A 17,640-nucleotide genomic window follows, 5' to 3' on the forward strand; every position below is an offset into this window, starting at 1 on the left:
TGCTCCGAGGTTTTCGGTTCGGCTCGTGTTGACTTCGACAAGATCGACAGCGCCCCAGAAGAAAAAGCTCGTGGTATCACCATCAACACCGCGCACGTAGAGTACGACTCGAACATTCGTCACTACGCGCACGTTGACTGCCCAGGTCACGCCGACTACGTCAAAAACATGATCACTGGTGCTGCCCAGATGGACGGCGCGATCCTGGTTTGCTCGGCTGCCGATGGTCCGATGCCACAAACTCGTGAGCACATCCTGCTGTCCCGTCAGGTAGGCGTTCCGTACATCGTTGTCTTCCTGAACAAGGCTGACATGGTTGACGACGCTGAGCTGCTGGAGCTGGTTGAGATGGAAGTGCGCGATCTGCTGAGCACTTACGACTTCCCAGGTGATGACACTCCAATCATCATCGGTTCGGCTCTGATGGCTCTGAACGGCCAAGACGACAACGAAATGGGCACTACCGCTGTTAAGAAGCTGGTAGAAACTCTGGATACCTACATCCCAGAGCCAGAGCGTGCTATCGACAAGCCGTTCCTGATGCCTATCGAAGACGTGTTCTCGATCTCCGGTCGTGGCACCGTGGTAACTGGTCGTGTTGAGCGTGGTATCGTTCGCATCCAGGAAGAAGTTGAGATCGTTGGTCTGCGCGAAACTCAGAAAACCACCTGCACCGGCGTTGAAATGTTCCGCAAGCTGCTCGACGAAGGTCGTGCTGGCGAGAACTGCGGCGTTCTGCTGCGTGGCACCAAGCGTGACGACGTTGAGCGTGGCCAGGTTCTGGTTAAGCCAGGTACCGTTAAGCCGCACACCAAGTTTGCCGCTGAAGTGTACGTTCTGAGCAAAGAAGAAGGCGGCCGTCATACTCCGTTCTTCAAAGGCTACCGTCCACAGTTCTACTTCCGTACTACTGACGTGACTGGTAACTGCGAGCTGCCAGAAGGCGTTGAAATGGTAATGCCAGGTGACAACATCCAGATGACTGTCACTCTGATCAAAACCATCGCGATGGAAGATGGTCTGCGTTTCGCTATCCGTGAAGGCGGTCGTACCGTCGGCGCTGGCGTCGTAGCCAAGGTCATCGAGTAAGTTCTTGATATATCTCCATCGGGCCGGCATAATGGTCGGCCTGATTTGTTTTTAGGTCAGTAGCTCAATTGGCAGAGCGACGGTCTCCAAAACCGTAGGTTGGGGGTTCGATTCCCTCCTGACCTGCCAGATTCACTCGGTGTATCTGGCTTTCTTTTCACAGGATCTTCATAGATGACTCCTAAAGCTGAAGCTCAAGGCTCTCGCTTCGATCTGCTCAAGTGGCTTGTAGTAGTTGCTTTGGTGGTCGTTGGCGTTGTCGGTAATCAGTATTACTCTGCTTCGCCGATCCTGTACCGTGTGCTCGCTTTGCTTGCCATTGCTGCTGTAGCTGCCTTTGTAGGCTTGCAGACGGCCAAGGGCAAGTCTTTCTTTGTACTGGTTAAGGAAGCTCGCACCGAGATTCGTAAAGTCGTATGGCCAACTCGCCAAGAAACCACGCAGACCACGTTGATCGTAGTGGCTGTTGTTCTGGTTATGGCGTTGCTGTTGTGGGGGCTTGATTCCCTGCTCGGCTGGCTCGTTTCCTTGATTGTTGGCTAAGGGTGTCCCGTGGCTAAGCGTTGGTACGTTGTGCATGCTTACTCGGGTTATGAGAAGCATGTAATGCGTTCGTTGATCGAGCGCGTAAAGCTGGCTGGCATGGAAGATGGCTTTGGCGAAATTCTGGTTCCCACTGAAGAAGTGGTTGAAATGCGTAATGGCCAGAAACGCAAAAGTGAGCGCAAGTTCTTCCCTGGTTATGTGCTGGTTCAGATGGATATGAACGAGGGTACTTGGCACTTGGTCAAGGATACTCCTCGGGTGATGGGCTTCATTGGTGGTACAGCCGACAAGCCTGCACCAATCACGGACAAAGAGGCAGAAGCGATTCTGCGTCGTGTCGCTGATGGTAGCGACAAGCCTAAGCCGAAGACTTTGTTCGAGCCGGGTGAGGTTGTTCGTGTTACCGATGGTCCGTTCGCTGACTTTAACGGCACTGTCGAAGAAGTTAACTACGAAAAGAGCCGGATCCAAGTGGCTGTGCTCATTTTCGGTCGCTCTACTCCGGTAGAGTTAGAGTTCAGTCAGGTCGAAAAGGCATAACTGAACGAGAATCCCATACCCCGCAGCCCAAGGCTGTGGGGTTTTGTCGTCACTGGGATAAACGCGCAAGTAACCGGGGAGCCTTTCTAGGCGTTTGAACCCGTAATTGGAGTGCCTCATGGCTAAGAAGATTACTGCTTACATCAAGCTGCAAGTGAAGGCCGCACAGGCCAACCCAAGTCCACCCGTCGGTCCAGCTCTGGGTCAGCACGGCGTGAACATCATGGAATTCTGCAAGGCCTTCAACGCCCGTACCCAGGGTCTTGAGCCAGGTCTGCCGACTCCTGTGATCATCACTGTTTACAGTGACCGCAGCTTCACTTTCGAAACTAAGAGCACCCCTGCTTCGGTTCTGCTGAAGAAAGCTGCTGGCCTGACCAGCGGTTCTGCTCGTCCGAACACCGTTAAGGTTGGCACCGTTACCCGTGCTCAGCTGGAAGAAATCGCGAAAACCAAAAACGCGGATCTGACTGCAGCTGATATGGATGCAGCCGTGCGTACTATCGCCGGTTCTGCTCGTAGCATGGGCCTTAACGTGGAGGGTGTGTAATGGCTAAGCTGACCAAGCGCCAAAAGGCTATCGCGGACAAGATTGAAGCGGGCAAGGCCTACAGCTTCGTAGACGCAGCTGCTCTCCTGACCGAGCTGTCGACCGTCAAGTTCAGCGAGTCTGTCGACGTCGCTGTAAACCTGGGCGTTGACCCACGTAAATCTGACCAGGTTGTTCGCAGCGCTACCGTGCTGCCACATGGCACTGGCAAGACTGTACGTGTAGCTGTGTTCACCCAAGGTCCAGCTGCTGAAGCTGCCCTGGCTGCCGGCGCTGATCGCGTAGGTATGGACGACCTGGCTGCCGAAATGAAAGGCGGCGACCTGAACTATGACGTGGTTATTGCTTCCCCGGATGCAATGCGCGTTGTAGGTCAACTGGGTCAGATCCTCGGCCCACGTGGTCTGATGCCTAACCCTAAGGTTGGTACCGTAACTCCAGACGTAGCAGGCGCTGTTAAAAACGCCAAGGCTGGTCAGGTTCGTTATCGCACCGACAAAAACGGCATTATCCACACCTCCGTTGGCAAGGTTGGCTTCGACGCCATCAAGCTGAAGGAAAACGTTGAAGCCCTGATCGCTGATCTGAAGCGTATCAAGCCAGCTTCTTCGAAAGGTATCTACGTCAAGCGCGTTACCCTGAGCACCACTATGGGCCCAGGTCTGGTCATCGACCAGGGTTCGCTGGACGTATAAGACACAGGTTGACGCAAGAGATTGCGTCAATTGAAAGATTGGGGTCCCTGCCTGGCGGGGGCTATCCAAGACCGTAGGCGACGCAAGTCTTAAACCACAAGCCTACGCAGATGGTGCTCCCGGTTCCTTACCGAATCAGACACCAAAACGACATCCGGCCTCGGTTGGATGAAACGGTAACAAGCAGGAGTTGAACCCGTGGCAATTAAACTCGAAGACAAGAAGGCCATCGTCGCTGAAGTCAACGAGGCTGCCAAAGGCGCTCTGTCCGCTGTCGTGGCTGATGCCCGTGGTGTGACAGTAGGCGCTATGACCGGACTCCGTAAAGAGGCCCGCGAAGCTGGCGTGTATGTACGTGTCGTACGTAACACCCTGCTCAAGCGCGCAGTTGAAGGCACTCAATATGACGTGCTCAACGACGCGTTCGTCGGCCCTACCCTGATTGCATTCTCCAAGGAACATCCGGGCGCTGCTGCTCGTATTTTCAAAGAGTTCGCAAAGGGTCAGGAAAAGTTCGAGATCAAGGCAGCTGCGTTCGAGGGCAAGTACCTCGCAGCAAACGAGATCGACGTGTTGGCTTCGCTGCCAACTCGCGACGAAGCTATTGCGAAGCTGATGAGCGTGATCCAAGGCGCTACCAGCAAGCTGGCTCGTACTCTGGCGGCCATTCGCGACCAGAAAGAAGCTGCTGCTGCCTAAGGCACTGCAAGCCCTTTCAAAATCATATGTTTAATTTGATGGCTGCGTAGGCTGTCACCCCAATACAGGAATTTATAGTCATGTCTCTGACTAACGAGCAAATCATCGAAGCAATCGGCCAGAAAACCGTTCTGGAAGTTGTTGAGCTGATCAAAGCAATGGAAGAAACCTTCGGCGTTACCGCTGCTGTTGCCGCTGCTGGCCCAGCTGCTGCTGCCGCTGTTGTTGAAGAACAAACTGAATTCAACGTCATGCTGACCGAAGCTGGCGAGAAGAAAGTTAACGTGATCAAGGCTGTACGTGAACTGACCGGTCTGGGCCTGAAAGAAGCCAAGGCTGTAGTTGACGGCGCTCCTGCCATGGTTCTGGAAGGCGTTGCTAAAGAAGCCGCTGACAAAGCCAAAGCAGCTCTGGAAGAAGCAGGCGCTAAAGTCGAGCTGAAGTAAGCATCGACTTTGTGTCTCCAGCCCAAGCGTTAAGCTGAGGCTGATGGCTGGTGGCTCTTGCCACCGGCCTTTTTCCGTTATTGGCAGCCGACTGGGTCGGTGCTTCTAACGTGCTGTAACCACCCTGTGCGGTGGCGCAAACCAAAGGGTTTGCACGATTTTCTGGCTGCTCCCGTCGGGAGGGGCCAAATAAGCAGGTGACCAAGCTGGGGAACGCTGATGGCTTACTCATATACTGAGAAAAAACGTATCCGCAAGGACTTTAGCAAGTTGCCGGACGTCATGGATGTGCCGTACCTCCTGGCCATCCAGCTGGATTCGTATCGTGAATTCTTGCAAGCGGGAGCGACTAAAGATCAGTTCCGCGACGTGGGCCTGCATGCGGCCTTCAAATCCGTTTTCCCGATCATCAGCTACTCCGGCAATGCTGCGTTGGAGTATGTCGGTTATCGCCTGGGCGAACCGGCATTTGATGTCAAAGAATGCGTGCTGCGCGGTGTAACTTACGCCGTACCTTTGCGGGTAAAAGTTCGTCTGATCATTTTCGACAAAGAATCGTCGAACAAAGCGATCAAGGACATCAAAGAGCAAGAAGTCTACATGGGTGAAATCCCCCTGATGACTGAGAACGGTACCTTCGTAATCAACGGTACCGAGCGTGTAATCGTTTCCCAGCTGCACCGTTCCCCTGGCGTATTCTTCGACCACGACCGTGGCAAGACGCACAGCTCCGGTAAGCTGCTGTACTCCGCACGTATCATTCCTTATCGCGGTTCCTGGTTGGACTTCGAGTTCGACCCGAAAGACTGCGTATTCGTGCGTATCGACCGTCGTCGCAAGCTGCCTGCATCGGTACTGCTGCGTGCGTTGGGCTACACCACTGAAGAAGTGCTGGACGCTTTCTACACCACCAACGTATTCCACGTGCGCGGCGAAAGCCTGAGCCTGGAGTTGGTGCCTCAGCGCCTGCGTGGTGAAATTGCGGTCCTCGATATTCAGGATGACAAAGGCAAGGTTATTGTCGAGCAGGGTCGTCGTATTACTGCTCGCCACATCAACCAGCTGGAAAAAGCCGGGATCAAAGAGCTGGAAGTGCCTCTGGACTACGTCCTGGGTCGTACTACCGCCAAGGTCATCGTGCATCCGGCCACCGGCGAAATCCTGGCAGAGTGCAACACCGAGCTGAACACCGAGATCCTGGCGAAGATCGCCAAGGCTCAGGTTGTGCGCATCGAAACGCTGTACACCAACGATATCGATTGCGGTCCGTTCGTTTCCGACACTCTGAAGATCGACTCCACCACCAACCAGCTGGAAGCGTTGGTCGAGATCTATCGCATGATGCGTCCTGGCGAGCCTCCAACCAAGGATGCGGCCGAGACCCTGTTCAACAACCTGTTCTTCAGCCCTGAGCGTTATGACCTGTCTGCGGTCGGCCGGATGAAGTTCAACCGTCGTATCGGTCGTACCGAGATCGAAGGTTCCGGCGTGTTGTGCAAGGAAGACATCGTTGCGGTTCTGAAGACTCTGGTCGACATCCGTAACGGCAAAGGCATCGTCGATGACATCGACCACCTGGGTAACCGTCGTGTTCGCTGCGTAGGCGAGATGGCCGAGAACCAGTTCCGCGTTGGCCTGGTGCGTGTAGAGCGCGCGGTCAAAGAGCGTCTGTCGATGGCTGAAAGCGAAGGCCTGATGCCGCAAGACCTGATCAACGCCAAGCCAGTGGCGGCGGCGGTGAAGGAGTTCTTCGGTTCCAGCCAGCTGTCCCAGTTCATGGACCAGAACAACCCGCTGTCCGAGATCACCCACAAGCGCCGTGTCTCTGCACTCGGTCCAGGCGGTCTGACTCGTGAGCGTGCAGGCTTCGAAGTTCGTGACGTACACCCGACTCACTATGGTCGTGTATGCCCGATCGAGACGCCGGAAGGTCCGAACATCGGTCTGATCAACTCCCTGGCCGCCTATGCTCGCACCAACCAGTACGGCTTCCTCGAGAGCCCGTACCGTGTGGTGAAAGAAGGTCTGGTGACCGACGAAATCGTGTTCCTGTCCGCTATCGAAGAGGCCGATCACGTGATCGCCCAGGCTTCGGCGACCATGAACGACAAAGGTCAGCTGATCGACGAGCTGGTAGCTGTTCGTCACCTGAACGAATTCACCGTCAAGGCGCCAGAAGACGTCACCTTGATGGACGTTTCGCCGAAGCAGGTAGTTTCGGTTGCGGCGTCGCTGATTCCGTTCCTCGAGCACGACGACGCCAACCGTGCGTTGATGGGTTCGAACATGCAGCGTCAGGCTGTACCAACCCTGCGTGCCGACAAGCCGCTGGTAGGTACCGGCATGGAGCGTAACGTTGCCCGTGACTCCGGCGTCTGCGTCGTGGCTCGTCGTGGCGGCGTGATCGACTCGGTTGATGCCAGCCGTATCGTGGTTCGTGTTGCAGATGACGAAGTTGAGCCAGGCGAAGCCGGTGTCGACATCTACAACCTGACCAAATACACCCGCTCCAACCAGAACACCTGCATCAACCAGCGTCCGCTGGTGAGCAAGGGTGATCGGGTTCAGCGCAGCGACATCATGGCCGACGGTCCGTCCACCGACATGGGTGAACTGGCTCTGGGTCAGAACATGCGCATCGCGTTCATGGCATGGAACGGCTTCAACTTCGAAGACTCCATCTGCCTGTCCGAGCGTGTGGTCCAGGAAGACCGCTTCACCACGATCCACATCCAGGAACTGACCTGTGTGGCCCGTGACACCAAGCTTGGCCCAGAGGAAATCACTGCGGACATCCCGAACGTGGGTGAAGCTGCACTGAACAAGCTGGACGAAGCCGGTATCGTTTATGTCGGTGCTGAAGTAGGCGCAGGCGACATCCTGGTCGGTAAGGTCACTCCGAAAGGCGAGACCCAGCTGACTCCGGAAGAAAAACTGCTGCGTGCAATCTTCGGTGAAAAAGCCAGCGACGTTAAAGACACCTCCCTGCGCGTACCTACCGGTACCAAGGGTACTGTCATCGACGTACAGGTCTTCACTCGTGACGGTGTAGAGCGTGACGCTCGTGCCCTGTCGATCGAGAAGAGCCAGCTCGACGAGATCCGCAAGGATCTGAACGAAGAGTTCCGTATCGTCGAAGGCGCCACTTTCGAACGTCTGCGTTCCGCTCTGGTCGGCCACAAAGCCGAAGGCGGCGCCGGCCTGAAGAAAGGTCAGGAAATCACCGACGAAGTACTCGACGGTCTTGAGCATGGCCAGTGGTTCAAACTGCGCATGGCTGAAGATGCTCTGAACGAGCAGCTCGAGAAGGCCCAGGCCTACATCGTTGATCGCCGCCGTCTGCTGGACGACAAGTTCGAAGACAAGAAGCGCAAGCTGCAGCAGGGCGATGACCTGGCTCCAGGCGTGCTGAAAATCGTCAAGGTTTACCTGGCAATCCGTCGTCGCATCCAGCCGGGCGACAAGATGGCCGGTCGTCACGGTAACAAGGGTGTGGTCTCGGTGATCATGCCGGTTGAAGACATGCCGCACGATGCCAACGGCACCCCGGTCGACGTCGTCCTCAACCCGTTGGGCGTACCTTCGCGTATGAACGTTGGTCAGATTCTCGAAACTCACCTGGGCCTCGCGGCCAAAGGTCTGGGCGAGAAGATCAACCGCATGGTCGAAGAGCAGCGCAAGGTCGCGGAACTGCGTAAGTTCCTGGACGAGATCTACAACCAGATCGGTGGTCGTAACGAAGATCTGGATAGCTTCTCCGATCAGGAAATCCTGGATCTGGCGAAAAACCTGCGTGGCGGCGTGCCGATGGCCACTCCGGTGTTCGACGGTGCCAAGGAAAGCGAAATCAAGGCCATGCTGAAACTGGCGGACCTGCCAGAAAGCGGCCAGATGCAACTGACCGACGGCCGTACCGGCAACAAGTTCGAGCGCCCGGTTACTGTTGGCTACATGTACATGCTGAAGCTGAACCACTTGGTAGACGACAAGATGCACGCTCGTTCTACCGGTTCGTACAGCCTGGTTACCCAGCAGCCGCTGGGTGGTAAGGCGCAGTTCGGTGGTCAGCGTTTCGGGGAGATGGAGGTCTGGGCACTGGAAGCATACGGTGCTGCATACACTCTGCAAGAAATGCTCACAGTGAAGTCGGACGATGTGAACGGCCGGACCAAGATGTACAAAAACATCGTGGACGGCGATCACCGTATGGAGCCGGGCATGCCCGAGTCCTTCAACGTGTTGATCAAAGAAATTCGTTCCCTCGGCATCGATATCGATCTGGAAACCGAATAACACGTGACGCGAATCGAGAGCGGGGCAGGATTGCCCGCTCTCTGCTCCGCCAGGAGGAAAGGCCTTGAAAGACCTACTGAATTTGCTGAAAAACCAGGGTCAAGTCGAAGAGTTCGACGCCATCCGTATCGGATTGGCCTCGCCTGAGATGATCCGTTCGTGGTCGTTCGGTGAAGTTAAAAAGCCGGAAACCATCAACTACCGTACGTTCAAGCCTGAGCGTGACGGCCTGTTCTGCGCCAAGATCTTTGGCCCGGTAAAGGATTACGAGTGCCTGTGCGGTAAGTACAAGCGCTTGAAGCATCGTGGCGTGATCTGCGAAAAGTGCGGCGTTGAAGTTGCACTGGCCAAGGTTCGCCGTGAGCGCATGGCGCACATCGAACTGGCTTCGCCAGTTGCCCACATCTGGTTCCTGAAATCGCTGCCGTCCCGTATCGGCCTGCTGATGGACATGACCCTGCGTGATATCGAGCGTGTTCTCTACTTCGAGAGCTATGTCGTTATCGACCCGGGCATGACCACTCTGGAAAAAGGTCAGTTGCTCAACGACGAGCAGTACTTCGAAGCACTGGAAGAGTTCGGTGACGACTTCGACGCCCGCATGGGTGCCGAGGCTGTCCGCGAGCTGTTGCACGCTATCGACCTGGAGCACGAGATTGGCCGTCTGCGCGAAGAGATTCCGCAAACCAACTCGGAAACCAAGATCAAGAAACTGTCCAAGCGTCTGAAGTTGATGGAAGCCTTCCAGGGTTCCGGCAACCTGCCAGAGTGGATGGTGCTGACCGTTCTGCCGGTTCTGCCGCCAGATCTGCGTCCACTGGTCCCGCTGGATGGTGGTCGTTTCGCGACTTCCGACCTCAACGATCTGTATCGTCGAGTGATCAACCGTAACAACCGCTTGAAGCGCCTGCTCGATCTGTCCGCTCCGGACATCATCGTGCGCAACGAAAAGCGTATGTTGCAGGAAGCCGTCGACGCACTGCTCGACAACGGTCGTCGTGGCCGCGCTATCACCGGTTCCAACAAGCGTCCTCTGAAATCCCTGGCTGACATGATCAAGGGTAAGCAAGGTCGTTTCCGTCAGAACTTGCTCGGTAAGCGTGTTGACTACTCCGGTCGTTCGGTAATTACCGTAGGCCCGACCCTGCGTCTGCACCAGTGCGGTCTGCCTAAGAAAATGGCTCTCGAGCTGTTCAAACCGTTCATTTTCGGCAAGTTGGAAATGCGTGGCCTGGCCACCACCATCAAAGCCGCGAAGAAGATGGTCGAGCGCGAGCTGCCAGAGGTTTGGGACGTTCTCGCCGAAGTGATTCGCGAACACCCAGTGCTCCTCAACCGTGCACCGACCCTTCACCGTCTGGGTATCCAGGCGTTTGAACCGGTACTGATCGAAGGTAAGGCTATCCAGCTGCACCCTCTGGTCTGTGCTGCGTACAACGCCGACTTCGACGGCGACCAAATGGCCGTGCACGTACCGCTGACACTGGAAGCCCAGTTGGAAGCGCGTGCGTTGATGATGTCGACCAACAACATCCTGTCGCCAGCCAACGGTGAGCCAATCATCGTTCCGTCGCAGGACGTTGTATTGGGTCTGTACTACATGACTCGTGAAGCAATCAACGCCAAGGGCGAAGGTCGTGTGTTCGCGGATCTGCAGGAAGTTGACCGTGTGTTCCGTGCCGGCGAAGCCGCACTGCATGCCAAGGTCAAGGTGCGGATCACCGAAACCGTCAACGATCGCGATGGCGGCAGCGTGACCAACACCCGTATCGTCGACACCACTGTCGGCCGTGCGCTGTTGTTCCAGGTTGTGCCAAAAGGTCTGTCGTACGACGTCGTCAACCTGCCGATGAAGAAGAAGGCGATCTCCAAGCTGATCAACCAGTGCTACCGCGTGGTTGGTCTGAAAGAGACCGTGATCTTCGCTGACCAGTTGATGTACACCGGTTTTGCTTACTCGACCATTTCCGGCGTTTCTATCGGTGTTAACGACTTCGTTATCCCGGATGAAAAAGCCCGCATCATCGGTGCTGCCACCGACGAAGTGAAAGAGATCGAGAGCCAGTACGCCTCCGGCCTGGTGACCCAGGGCGAGAAGTACAACAAAGTGATCGACCTCTGGTCGAAAGCGAACGACGAAGTCTCCAAGGCGATGATGGCCAACCTCTCGAAAGAGAAGGTCATCGACCGTCACGGCGACGAAGTCGAGCAAGAATCTTTCAACTCGATGTACATGATGGCCGACTCGGGTGCGCGGGGTTCCGCAGCACAGATTCGTCAGCTGGCCGGTATGCGTGGTCTGATGGCCAAGCCGGACGGTTCCATTATCGAAACGCCGATTACTGCGAACTTCCGTGAAGGTCTGAGCGTACTCCAGTACTTCATCTCGACTCACGGTGCTCGTAAAGGTCTGGCGGATACCGCGTTGAAAACTGCGAACTCCGGTTACCTGACTCGTCGTCTGGTAGACGTGGCGCAGGATCTGGTTGTAACCGAGATCGACTGTGGCACCGAACACGGCCTGGTAATGACTCCGCACATTGAAGGCGGCGACGTTGTAGAGCCGTTGGGTGAGCGCGTGTTGGGTCGTGTTATTGCCCGTGACGTATTCAAGCCAGGTACCGAGGACGTCATCGTTCCTGCCGGCACTCTGGTCGACGAGAAGTGGGTTGAGTTCATCGAGCTGAACAGCATCGACGAAGTGATCGTGCGTTCGCCGATCAGTTGCGAAACCCGCTACGGCATTTGCGCCAAGTGCTACGGCCGCGACCTGGCTCGTGGTCACCAGGTGAACATCGGTGAAGCTGTCGGCGTTATCGCTGCTCAGTCCATCGGTGAGCCGGGTACCCAGCTGACGATGCGTACGTTCCACATCGGTGGTGCGGCAAGCCGGACCTCCGCGGCCGACAGCGTTCAGGTGAAGAATGGCGGTACCGTCCGTCTGCACAACCTGAAGCACGTTGAGCGAGTGGATGGTCATCTGGTTGCTGTGTCCCGTTCCGGTGAGCTGGCGATTGCTGACGACTTCGGTCGTGAGCGCGAGCGTTACAAGCTGCCGTACGGTGCTGTGATTTCGGTTAAAGAGGGTGACAAGGTCGACGCTGGCTCTATCGTGGCCAAGTGGGATCCGCACACCCACCCAATCGTTACCGAAATGAAAGGTACCGTGACCTACGTGGGCATGGAAGAAGGCATCACGATCAAGCGTCAGACTGACGAATTGACCGGTATGACCAACATTGAAGTTCTCGATGCCAAAGACCGTCCGGCTGCAGGTAAGGACATCCGTCCTGCAGTGAAGATGGTGGGTGACGATGGCAAAGATCTGCTGTTGCCAGGTACCGACGTACCGGCCCAGTACTTCCTGCCAGCCAACGCCCTGGTCGGTGTTGCGGACGGTGCGCGGATCGCGATCGGTGACGTTATCGCGCGTATTCCGCAAGAAACTTCGAAGACTCGTGACATCACCGGTGGTCTGCCGCGTGTTGCCGACCTGTTCGAAGCTCGTCGTCCGAAAGAGGCCTCGATCCTGGCTGAAGTCAGCGGCACCATCGCGTTCGGTAAAGAGACCAAAGGCAAGCGCCGTCTGGTCATTACCCCGAACGACGGTAGCGATCCGTACGAAGAGCTGATTCCGAAGTGGCGCCACCTGAACGTCTTCGAAGGCGAACAGGTAAACCGCGGCGAAGTTATCTCCGACGGTCCAAGCGATCCACACGACATCCTGCGTCTGCTGGGTGTGAGTGCGCTGGCCAAGTACATCGTGAACGAGATCCAGGACGTTTACCGTCTGCAAGGCGTGAAGATCAACGACAAGCACATCGAGACCATCCTGCGTCAGATGCTGCGTAAGGTTGAGATCGCTGAATCCGGCGATTCCAGTTTCATCAAGGGCGACCAGATGGAACTGACTCACGTACTGGTAGAGAACGAGCGTCTGAACACCGAAGACAAGTTTGTCGCCAAGTTCACCCGCGTTCTGCTGGGTATCACCAAGGCGTCGCTGTCGACCGAATCGTTCATCTCGGCGGCCTCTTTCCAAGAGACCACTCGCGTACTGACCGAAGCGGCGGTAACCGGCAAGCGCGATTACTTGCGCGGCCTGAAAGAAAACGTCGTCGTGGGTCGCCTGATCCCGGCTGGTACCGGCCTGGCGTATCACAGCGAGCGTAAGCGTCGTCGTGATGCCGACAAGCCGCTGCGCGTAAGCGCAAGTGAAGTTGAAGCTGCACTGACCGAAGCGCTGAACTCCAGCGGTAACTGAGGTCGGCAGTAGATTGAGATAGGGCCCTGGCTTTTCCGCTCACGAATCAAGACGATTTTGTCGGGGTTCGCTGATCGGGGAGGCCGGGGCCTTGCCTTGACTGGGGACAAGATCCTCTTTAGACTCTTGTACCCCTAAATTTGGTGGGGCTTGCGCCCTGCCATTTTGTTTATGTCGAAAGACAACAGTGGAGCTAGTAGATGGCAACTATCAACCAGCTGGTACGTCAGCCGCGTAAGCGTATCGTCGAGAAATCCGACGTACCTGCGCTGCAGAACTGCCCGCAACGTCGTGGCGTGTGCACTCGCGTGTATACCACTACGCCGAAAAAACCTAACTCGGCACTGCGTAAAGTATGCCGTGTGCGTCTGACCAACGGTTTCGAGGTTTCCTCGTACATCGGTGGTGAAGGCCACAACCTGCAAGAACACAGCGTGGTACTGATCCGCGGCGGTCGTGTAAAAGACTTGCCAGGTGTTCGTTATCACACCGTTCGCGGCTCCCTGGATACCTCCGGCGTTAAAGGTCGTAACCAAGGTCGTTCGAAGTACGGTACCAAGCGTCCGAAGTAATCGGCCGTTTTGCAGTTAATTATTTTATTGAGTCGATAAGAGTAAGGTCGGGCACGAGTCCTTTGGATCAACTGTCCCGAGCTAACCTGAAGACCGTTTGAGGGCTTATCATGCCAAGACGTCGCGTAGCAGCCAAACGTGAGATTCTGGACGATCCGAAATACGGAAGCCAGATCCTCGCCAAGTTCATGAACCACGTAATGGAAAGCGGCAAGAAAGCCGTTGCCGAGCGTATCGTTTATGGCGCGCTGGAAAAAGTTAAAGAACGCAAGAACAGCGATCCCCTGGAAATCTTCGAGAAAGCTCTCGACGCCATCGCTCCGCTGGTCGAAGTGAAGTCGCGCCGTGTTGGCGGTGCTACTTACCAGGTTCCGGTCGAAGTTCGTCCGTCCCGTCGTAACGCTCTGGCAATGCGCTGGTTGGTAGACTTCGCCCGTAAGCGCGGCGAGAAGTCTATGGCTCTGCGCTTGGCTGGCGAACTGCTGGACGCTGCCGAAGGCAAAGGTGCTGCAGTTAAGAAGCGTGAAGACGTACACCGTATGGCTGAAGCCAACAAGGCTTTCTCGCACTACCGCTTCTAATATCGGCATCATTCATTTTGCGAGGGCTTTATGGCTCGTACTACAGCAATCAACCGCTACCGTAACATCGGTATCTGTGCCCACGTTGACGCGGGCAAGACTACCACTACCGAGCGGATCCTGTTCTACACAGGTCTCAGCCACAAGATGGGTGAGGTGCATGACGGCGCTGCTACCACCGACTGGATGGTGCAGGAGCAGGAGCGTGGTATCACCATTACCTCCGCTGCTGTAACTACCTTCTGGAAAGGTTCGCGCGGCCAATACGATAACTATCGTGTAAACGTTATCGATACCCCAGGCCACGTAGACTTCACCATTGAAGTAGAGCGTTCGCTGCGCGTACTCGACGGCGCGGTCGTTGTGTTCTGCGGTACTTCCGGTGTTGAGCCTCAGTCCGAAACCGTATGGCGTCAAGCCAACAAATACGGCGTTCCACGTGTTGTTTACGTGAACAAGATGGACCGTGCTGGTGCCAACTTCCTGCGCGTTGTTGCTCAGATCAAAAACCGTCTGGGTCACACTCCGGTTCCAGTTCAGCTGGCTATCGGTGCAGAAGATAACTTCGAAGGTCAGATCGATCTGATCAAGATGAAGGCTATCTACTGGAACGACGACGACAAGGGTACTACCTATCGCGAGGAAGAAATTCCTGCCGATATGCTGGACCTGGCTAACGAGTGGCGCTCCAACATGGTTGAGGCTGCTGCCGAAGCTAACGAAGAGCTGATGAACAAGTACCTTGAAGAGGGTGAGCTGACCGTCGAAGAGATCAAGGCAGGCCTGCGTGCGCGCACCCTGGCCAGCGAGATCGTTCCGGCTGTCTGCGGTTCCTCGTTCAAGAACAAGGGTGTTCCGCTGGTTCTCGACGCTGTCATCGACTTCCTGCCGGCCCCGACCGAGATCCCTGCGATCAAGGGCGTTCATCCGGACAGCACCGACGACAACGAAATCGTTGACGAGCGTCACGCTGACGACAACGAGCCGTTCTCGGCTCTGGCGTTCAAGATTGCCACCGACCCGTTCGTGGGTACTCTGACCTTCGTTCGCGTTTACTCGGGTTTCCTGAGCTCCGGCGACTCCGTGATCAACTCGGTCAAGGGCAAGAAGGAGCGTGTTGGTCGTATGGTGCAAATGCACGCGAACCAGCGCGAAGAGATCAAAGAAGTGCGTGCAGGCGACATCGCTGCTCTGATCGGTATGAAAGACGTCACCACTGGTGACACGCTTTGCGATATCGACAAGCCGATCATTCTTGAGCGTATGGACTTCCCTGAGCCGGTGATTTCGGTTGCTGTAGAGCCGAAAACCAAGGCTGACCAGGAGAAGATGGGTATTGCTCTGGGCAAACTGGCTCAGGAAGACCCGTCGTTCCGCGTCAAGACTGACGAAGAAACCGGTCAGACCATCATTTCGGGTATGGGTGAGCTGCACCTGGATATCCTTGTTGATCGTATGCGTCGTGAATTCAACGTAGAAGCCAACATCGGTAAACCGCAGGTTTCCTATCGCGAGAAGATCACCGTCGGCTGTGAAGTTGAAGGTAAGTTCGTTCGTCAATCCGGCGGTCGTGGCCAGTTCGGTCATTGCTGGATCCGTTTTGCTCCGGCAGACGTCGACGAAAAAGGCAATATCACTGAAGGTCTGGTGTTTGCCAACGAGGTCGTTGGTGGTGTGGTTCCGAAGGAATACATCCCGGCAATCCAGAAGGGTATCGAAGAGCAGATGAAGAACGGCGTTGTCGCCGGCTATCCGCTGATCGGCCTGAAGGCTACCGTGTTTGATGGTTCTTACCACGACGTCGACTCTAACGAGATGGCGTTTAAGGTAGCGGCCTCCATGGCGACCAAGCAGCTGCGTGAGAAGGGCAAGGGCGTAGTTCTTGAGCCGATCATGAAGGTTGAAGTAGTAACCCCTGAGGACTACATGGGTGACGTGATGGGTGACCTGAACCGTCGTCGTGGTCTGATCCAGGGTATGGAAGACTCGGTCTCTGGCAAGGTTATCCGTGCTGAAGTGCCGCTGGGTGAAATGTTCGGTTATGCGACCGACGTTCGTTCCATGTCCCAGGGTCGCGCGAGCTACTCCATGGAGTTCTCCAAGTACGCCGAAGCTCCGTCGAATATCGTCGAAGCACTCGTTAAAAAACAAGGCTAATCCAGCCCTTTAGGCAAGAGGTTCACTGTCGTGGCTAAAGAAAAATTTGAACGTAACAAACCGCACGTCAACGTTGGCACCATCGGTCACGTTGACCACGGTAAAACCACTCTGACTGCTGCTCTGACTCGTGTTTGCTCCGAGGTTTTCGGTTCGGCTCGTGTTGACTTCGACAAGATCGACAGCGCCCCAGAAGAAAAAGCTCGTGGTATCACCATCAACACCGCGCACGTAGAGTACGACTCGAACATTCGTCACTACGCGCACGTTGACTGCCCAGGTCACGCCGACTACGTCAAAAACATGATCACTGGTGCTGCCCAGATGGACGGCGCGATCCTGGTTTGCTCGGCTGCCGATGGTCCGATGCCACAAACTCGTGAGCACATCCTGCTGTCCCGTCAGGTAGGCGTTCCGTACATCGTTGTCTTCCTGAACAAGGCTGACATGGTTGACGACGCTGAGCTGCTGGAGCTGGTTGAGATGGAAGTGCGCGATCTGCTGAGCACTTACGACTTCCCAGGTGATGACACTCCAATCATCATCGGTTCGGCTCTGATGGCTCTGAACGGCCAAGACGACAACGAAATGGGCACTACCGCTGTTAAGAAGCTGGTAGAAACTCTGGATACCTACATCCCAGAGCCAGAGCGTGCTATCGACAAGCCGTTCCTGATGCCTATCGAAGACGTGTTCTCGATCTCCGGTCGTGGCACCGTGGTAACTGGTCGTGTTGAGCGTGGTATCGTTCGCATCCAGGAAGAAGTTGAGATCGTTGGTCTGCGCGAAACTCAGAAAACCACCTGCACCGGCGTTGAAATGTTCCGCAAGCTGCTCGACGAAGGTCGTGCTGGCGAGAACTGCGGCGTTCTGCTGCGTGGCACCAAGCGTGACGACGTTGAGCGTGGCCAGGTTCTGGTTAAGCCAGGTACCGTTAAGCCGCACACCAAGTTTGCCGCTGAAGTGTACGTTCTGAGCAAAGAAGAAGGCGGCCGTCATACTCCGTTCTTCAAAGGCTACCGTCCACAGTTCTACTTCCGTACTACTGACGTGACTGGTAACTGCGAGCTGCCAGAAGGCGTTGAAATGGTAATGCCAGGTGACAACATCCAGATGACTGTCACTCTGATCAAAACCATCGCGATGGAAGATGGTCTGCGTTTCGCTATCCGTGAAGGCGGTCGTACCGTCGGCGCTGGCGTCGTAGC

General features: G+C 55.8%; 13 protein-coding genes and 1 tRNA gene. All 14 read left to right on the forward strand.

The window, feature by feature from the left end:
* On the forward strand, positions 1-1,089 hold a 1,089-nt coding region (tuf, locus tag PVZ80_RS07835), incomplete at its 5' end, for an elongation factor Tu (RefSeq protein ID WP_273863630.1).
* A gap of 53 nt (positions 1,090-1,142) precedes the next feature.
* Positions 1,143-1,218 (forward strand) — tRNA-Trp (locus PVZ80_RS07840).
* A gap of 45 nt (positions 1,219-1,263) precedes the next feature.
* Positions 1,264-1,632, forward strand: coding sequence for a preprotein translocase subunit SecE (gene secE / locus PVZ80_RS07845; RefSeq protein ID WP_009045851.1), 369 nt, complete (start codon positions 1,264-1,266; stop codon positions 1,630-1,632).
* A 9-nt stretch (positions 1,633-1,641) separates the two neighbouring features.
* Positions 1,642-2,175, forward strand: coding sequence for a transcription termination/antitermination protein NusG (nusG, locus tag PVZ80_RS07850; RefSeq protein ID WP_002555501.1), 534 nt, complete (start codon positions 1,642-1,644; stop codon positions 2,173-2,175).
* A 118-nt stretch (positions 2,176-2,293) separates the two neighbouring features.
* Positions 2,294-2,725, forward strand: coding sequence for a 50S ribosomal protein L11 (gene rplK / locus PVZ80_RS07855; protein ID WP_003176435.1), 432 nt, complete (start codon positions 2,294-2,296; stop codon positions 2,723-2,725).
* A complete protein-coding gene (rplA, locus tag PVZ80_RS07860) occupies positions 2,725-3,420 on the forward strand; it encodes a 50S ribosomal protein L1 (protein ID WP_273863631.1) in 696 nt (231 codons plus the stop codon). The genes rplK and rplA overlap by 1 nt, the downstream gene beginning before the upstream one ends.
* A gap of 198 nt (positions 3,421-3,618) precedes the next feature.
* On the forward strand, positions 3,619-4,119 hold the full coding sequence (gene rplJ, locus PVZ80_RS07865) for a 50S ribosomal protein L10 (RefSeq protein WP_007925954.1): 501 nt from the start codon (positions 3,619-3,621) through the stop codon (positions 4,117-4,119).
* 80 nt (positions 4,120-4,199) lie between these two features.
* Positions 4,200-4,565, forward strand: coding sequence for a 50S ribosomal protein L7/L12 (gene rplL, locus PVZ80_RS07870; protein WP_007925956.1), 366 nt, complete (start codon positions 4,200-4,202; stop codon positions 4,563-4,565).
* A 219-nt stretch (positions 4,566-4,784) separates the two neighbouring features.
* Positions 4,785-8,858: a DNA-directed RNA polymerase subunit beta gene (rpoB, locus tag PVZ80_RS07875; protein ID WP_007925957.1), complete on the forward strand. Its 4,074-nt coding sequence runs from the start codon at positions 4,785-4,787 to the stop codon at positions 8,856-8,858.
* Between the two features lie 64 nt (positions 8,859-8,922).
* Positions 8,923-13,122: a DNA-directed RNA polymerase subunit beta' gene (rpoC, locus tag PVZ80_RS07880; RefSeq protein WP_009051120.1), complete on the forward strand. Its 4,200-nt coding sequence runs from the start codon at positions 8,923-8,925 to the stop codon at positions 13,120-13,122.
* Between the two features lie 200 nt (positions 13,123-13,322).
* Positions 13,323-13,694: a 30S ribosomal protein S12 gene (gene rpsL, locus PVZ80_RS07885; protein WP_003186084.1), complete on the forward strand. Its 372-nt coding sequence runs from the start codon at positions 13,323-13,325 to the stop codon at positions 13,692-13,694.
* Between the two features lie 110 nt (positions 13,695-13,804).
* The gene (rpsG, locus tag PVZ80_RS07890) at positions 13,805-14,275 is read left to right on the forward strand and encodes a 30S ribosomal protein S7 (protein ID WP_007925959.1); all 471 of its coding nucleotides are present in this window, start codon (positions 13,805-13,807) and stop codon (positions 14,273-14,275) included.
* A 30-nt stretch (positions 14,276-14,305) separates the two neighbouring features.
* On the forward strand, positions 14,306-16,432 hold the full coding sequence (gene fusA, locus PVZ80_RS07895; RefSeq protein WP_009051119.1) for an elongation factor G: 2,127 nt from the start codon (positions 14,306-14,308) through the stop codon (positions 16,430-16,432).
* 30 nt (positions 16,433-16,462) lie between these two features.
* On the forward strand, positions 16,463-17,640 hold a 1,178-nt coding region (tuf, locus tag PVZ80_RS07900; protein ID WP_273863628.1), incomplete at its 3' end, for an elongation factor Tu.

This window comes from Pseudomonas sp. B3G-3 (assembly GCF_028640915.1).
Lineage (GTDB): Bacteria > Pseudomonadota > Gammaproteobacteria > Pseudomonadales > Pseudomonadaceae > Aquipseudomonas > Aquipseudomonas chlororaphis_I.

Coding starts and splice junctions, on each gene's coding strand:
- secE (WP_009045851.1), top strand. CDS start 1,264: ATGACTCCTAAAGCTGAAGCTCAAGGCTCTCGCTTCGATCTGCTCAAG.
- rplA (WP_273863631.1), top strand. CDS start 2,725: ATGGCTAAGCTGACCAAGCGCCAAAAGGCTATCGCGGACAAGATTGAA.
- rplL (WP_007925956.1), top strand. CDS start 4,200: ATGTCTCTGACTAACGAGCAAATCATCGAAGCAATCGGCCAGAAAACC.
- fusA (WP_009051119.1), top strand. CDS start 14,306: ATGGCTCGTACTACAGCAATCAACCGCTACCGTAACATCGGTATCTGT.
- rplK (WP_003176435.1), top strand. CDS start 2,294: ATGGCTAAGAAGATTACTGCTTACATCAAGCTGCAAGTGAAGGCCGCA.
- rpsG (WP_007925959.1), top strand. CDS start 13,805: ATGCCAAGACGTCGCGTAGCAGCCAAACGTGAGATTCTGGACGATCCG.
- rpoB (WP_007925957.1), top strand. CDS start 4,785: ATGGCTTACTCATATACTGAGAAAAAACGTATCCGCAAGGACTTTAGC.
- rpsL (WP_003186084.1), top strand. CDS start 13,323: ATGGCAACTATCAACCAGCTGGTACGTCAGCCGCGTAAGCGTATCGTC.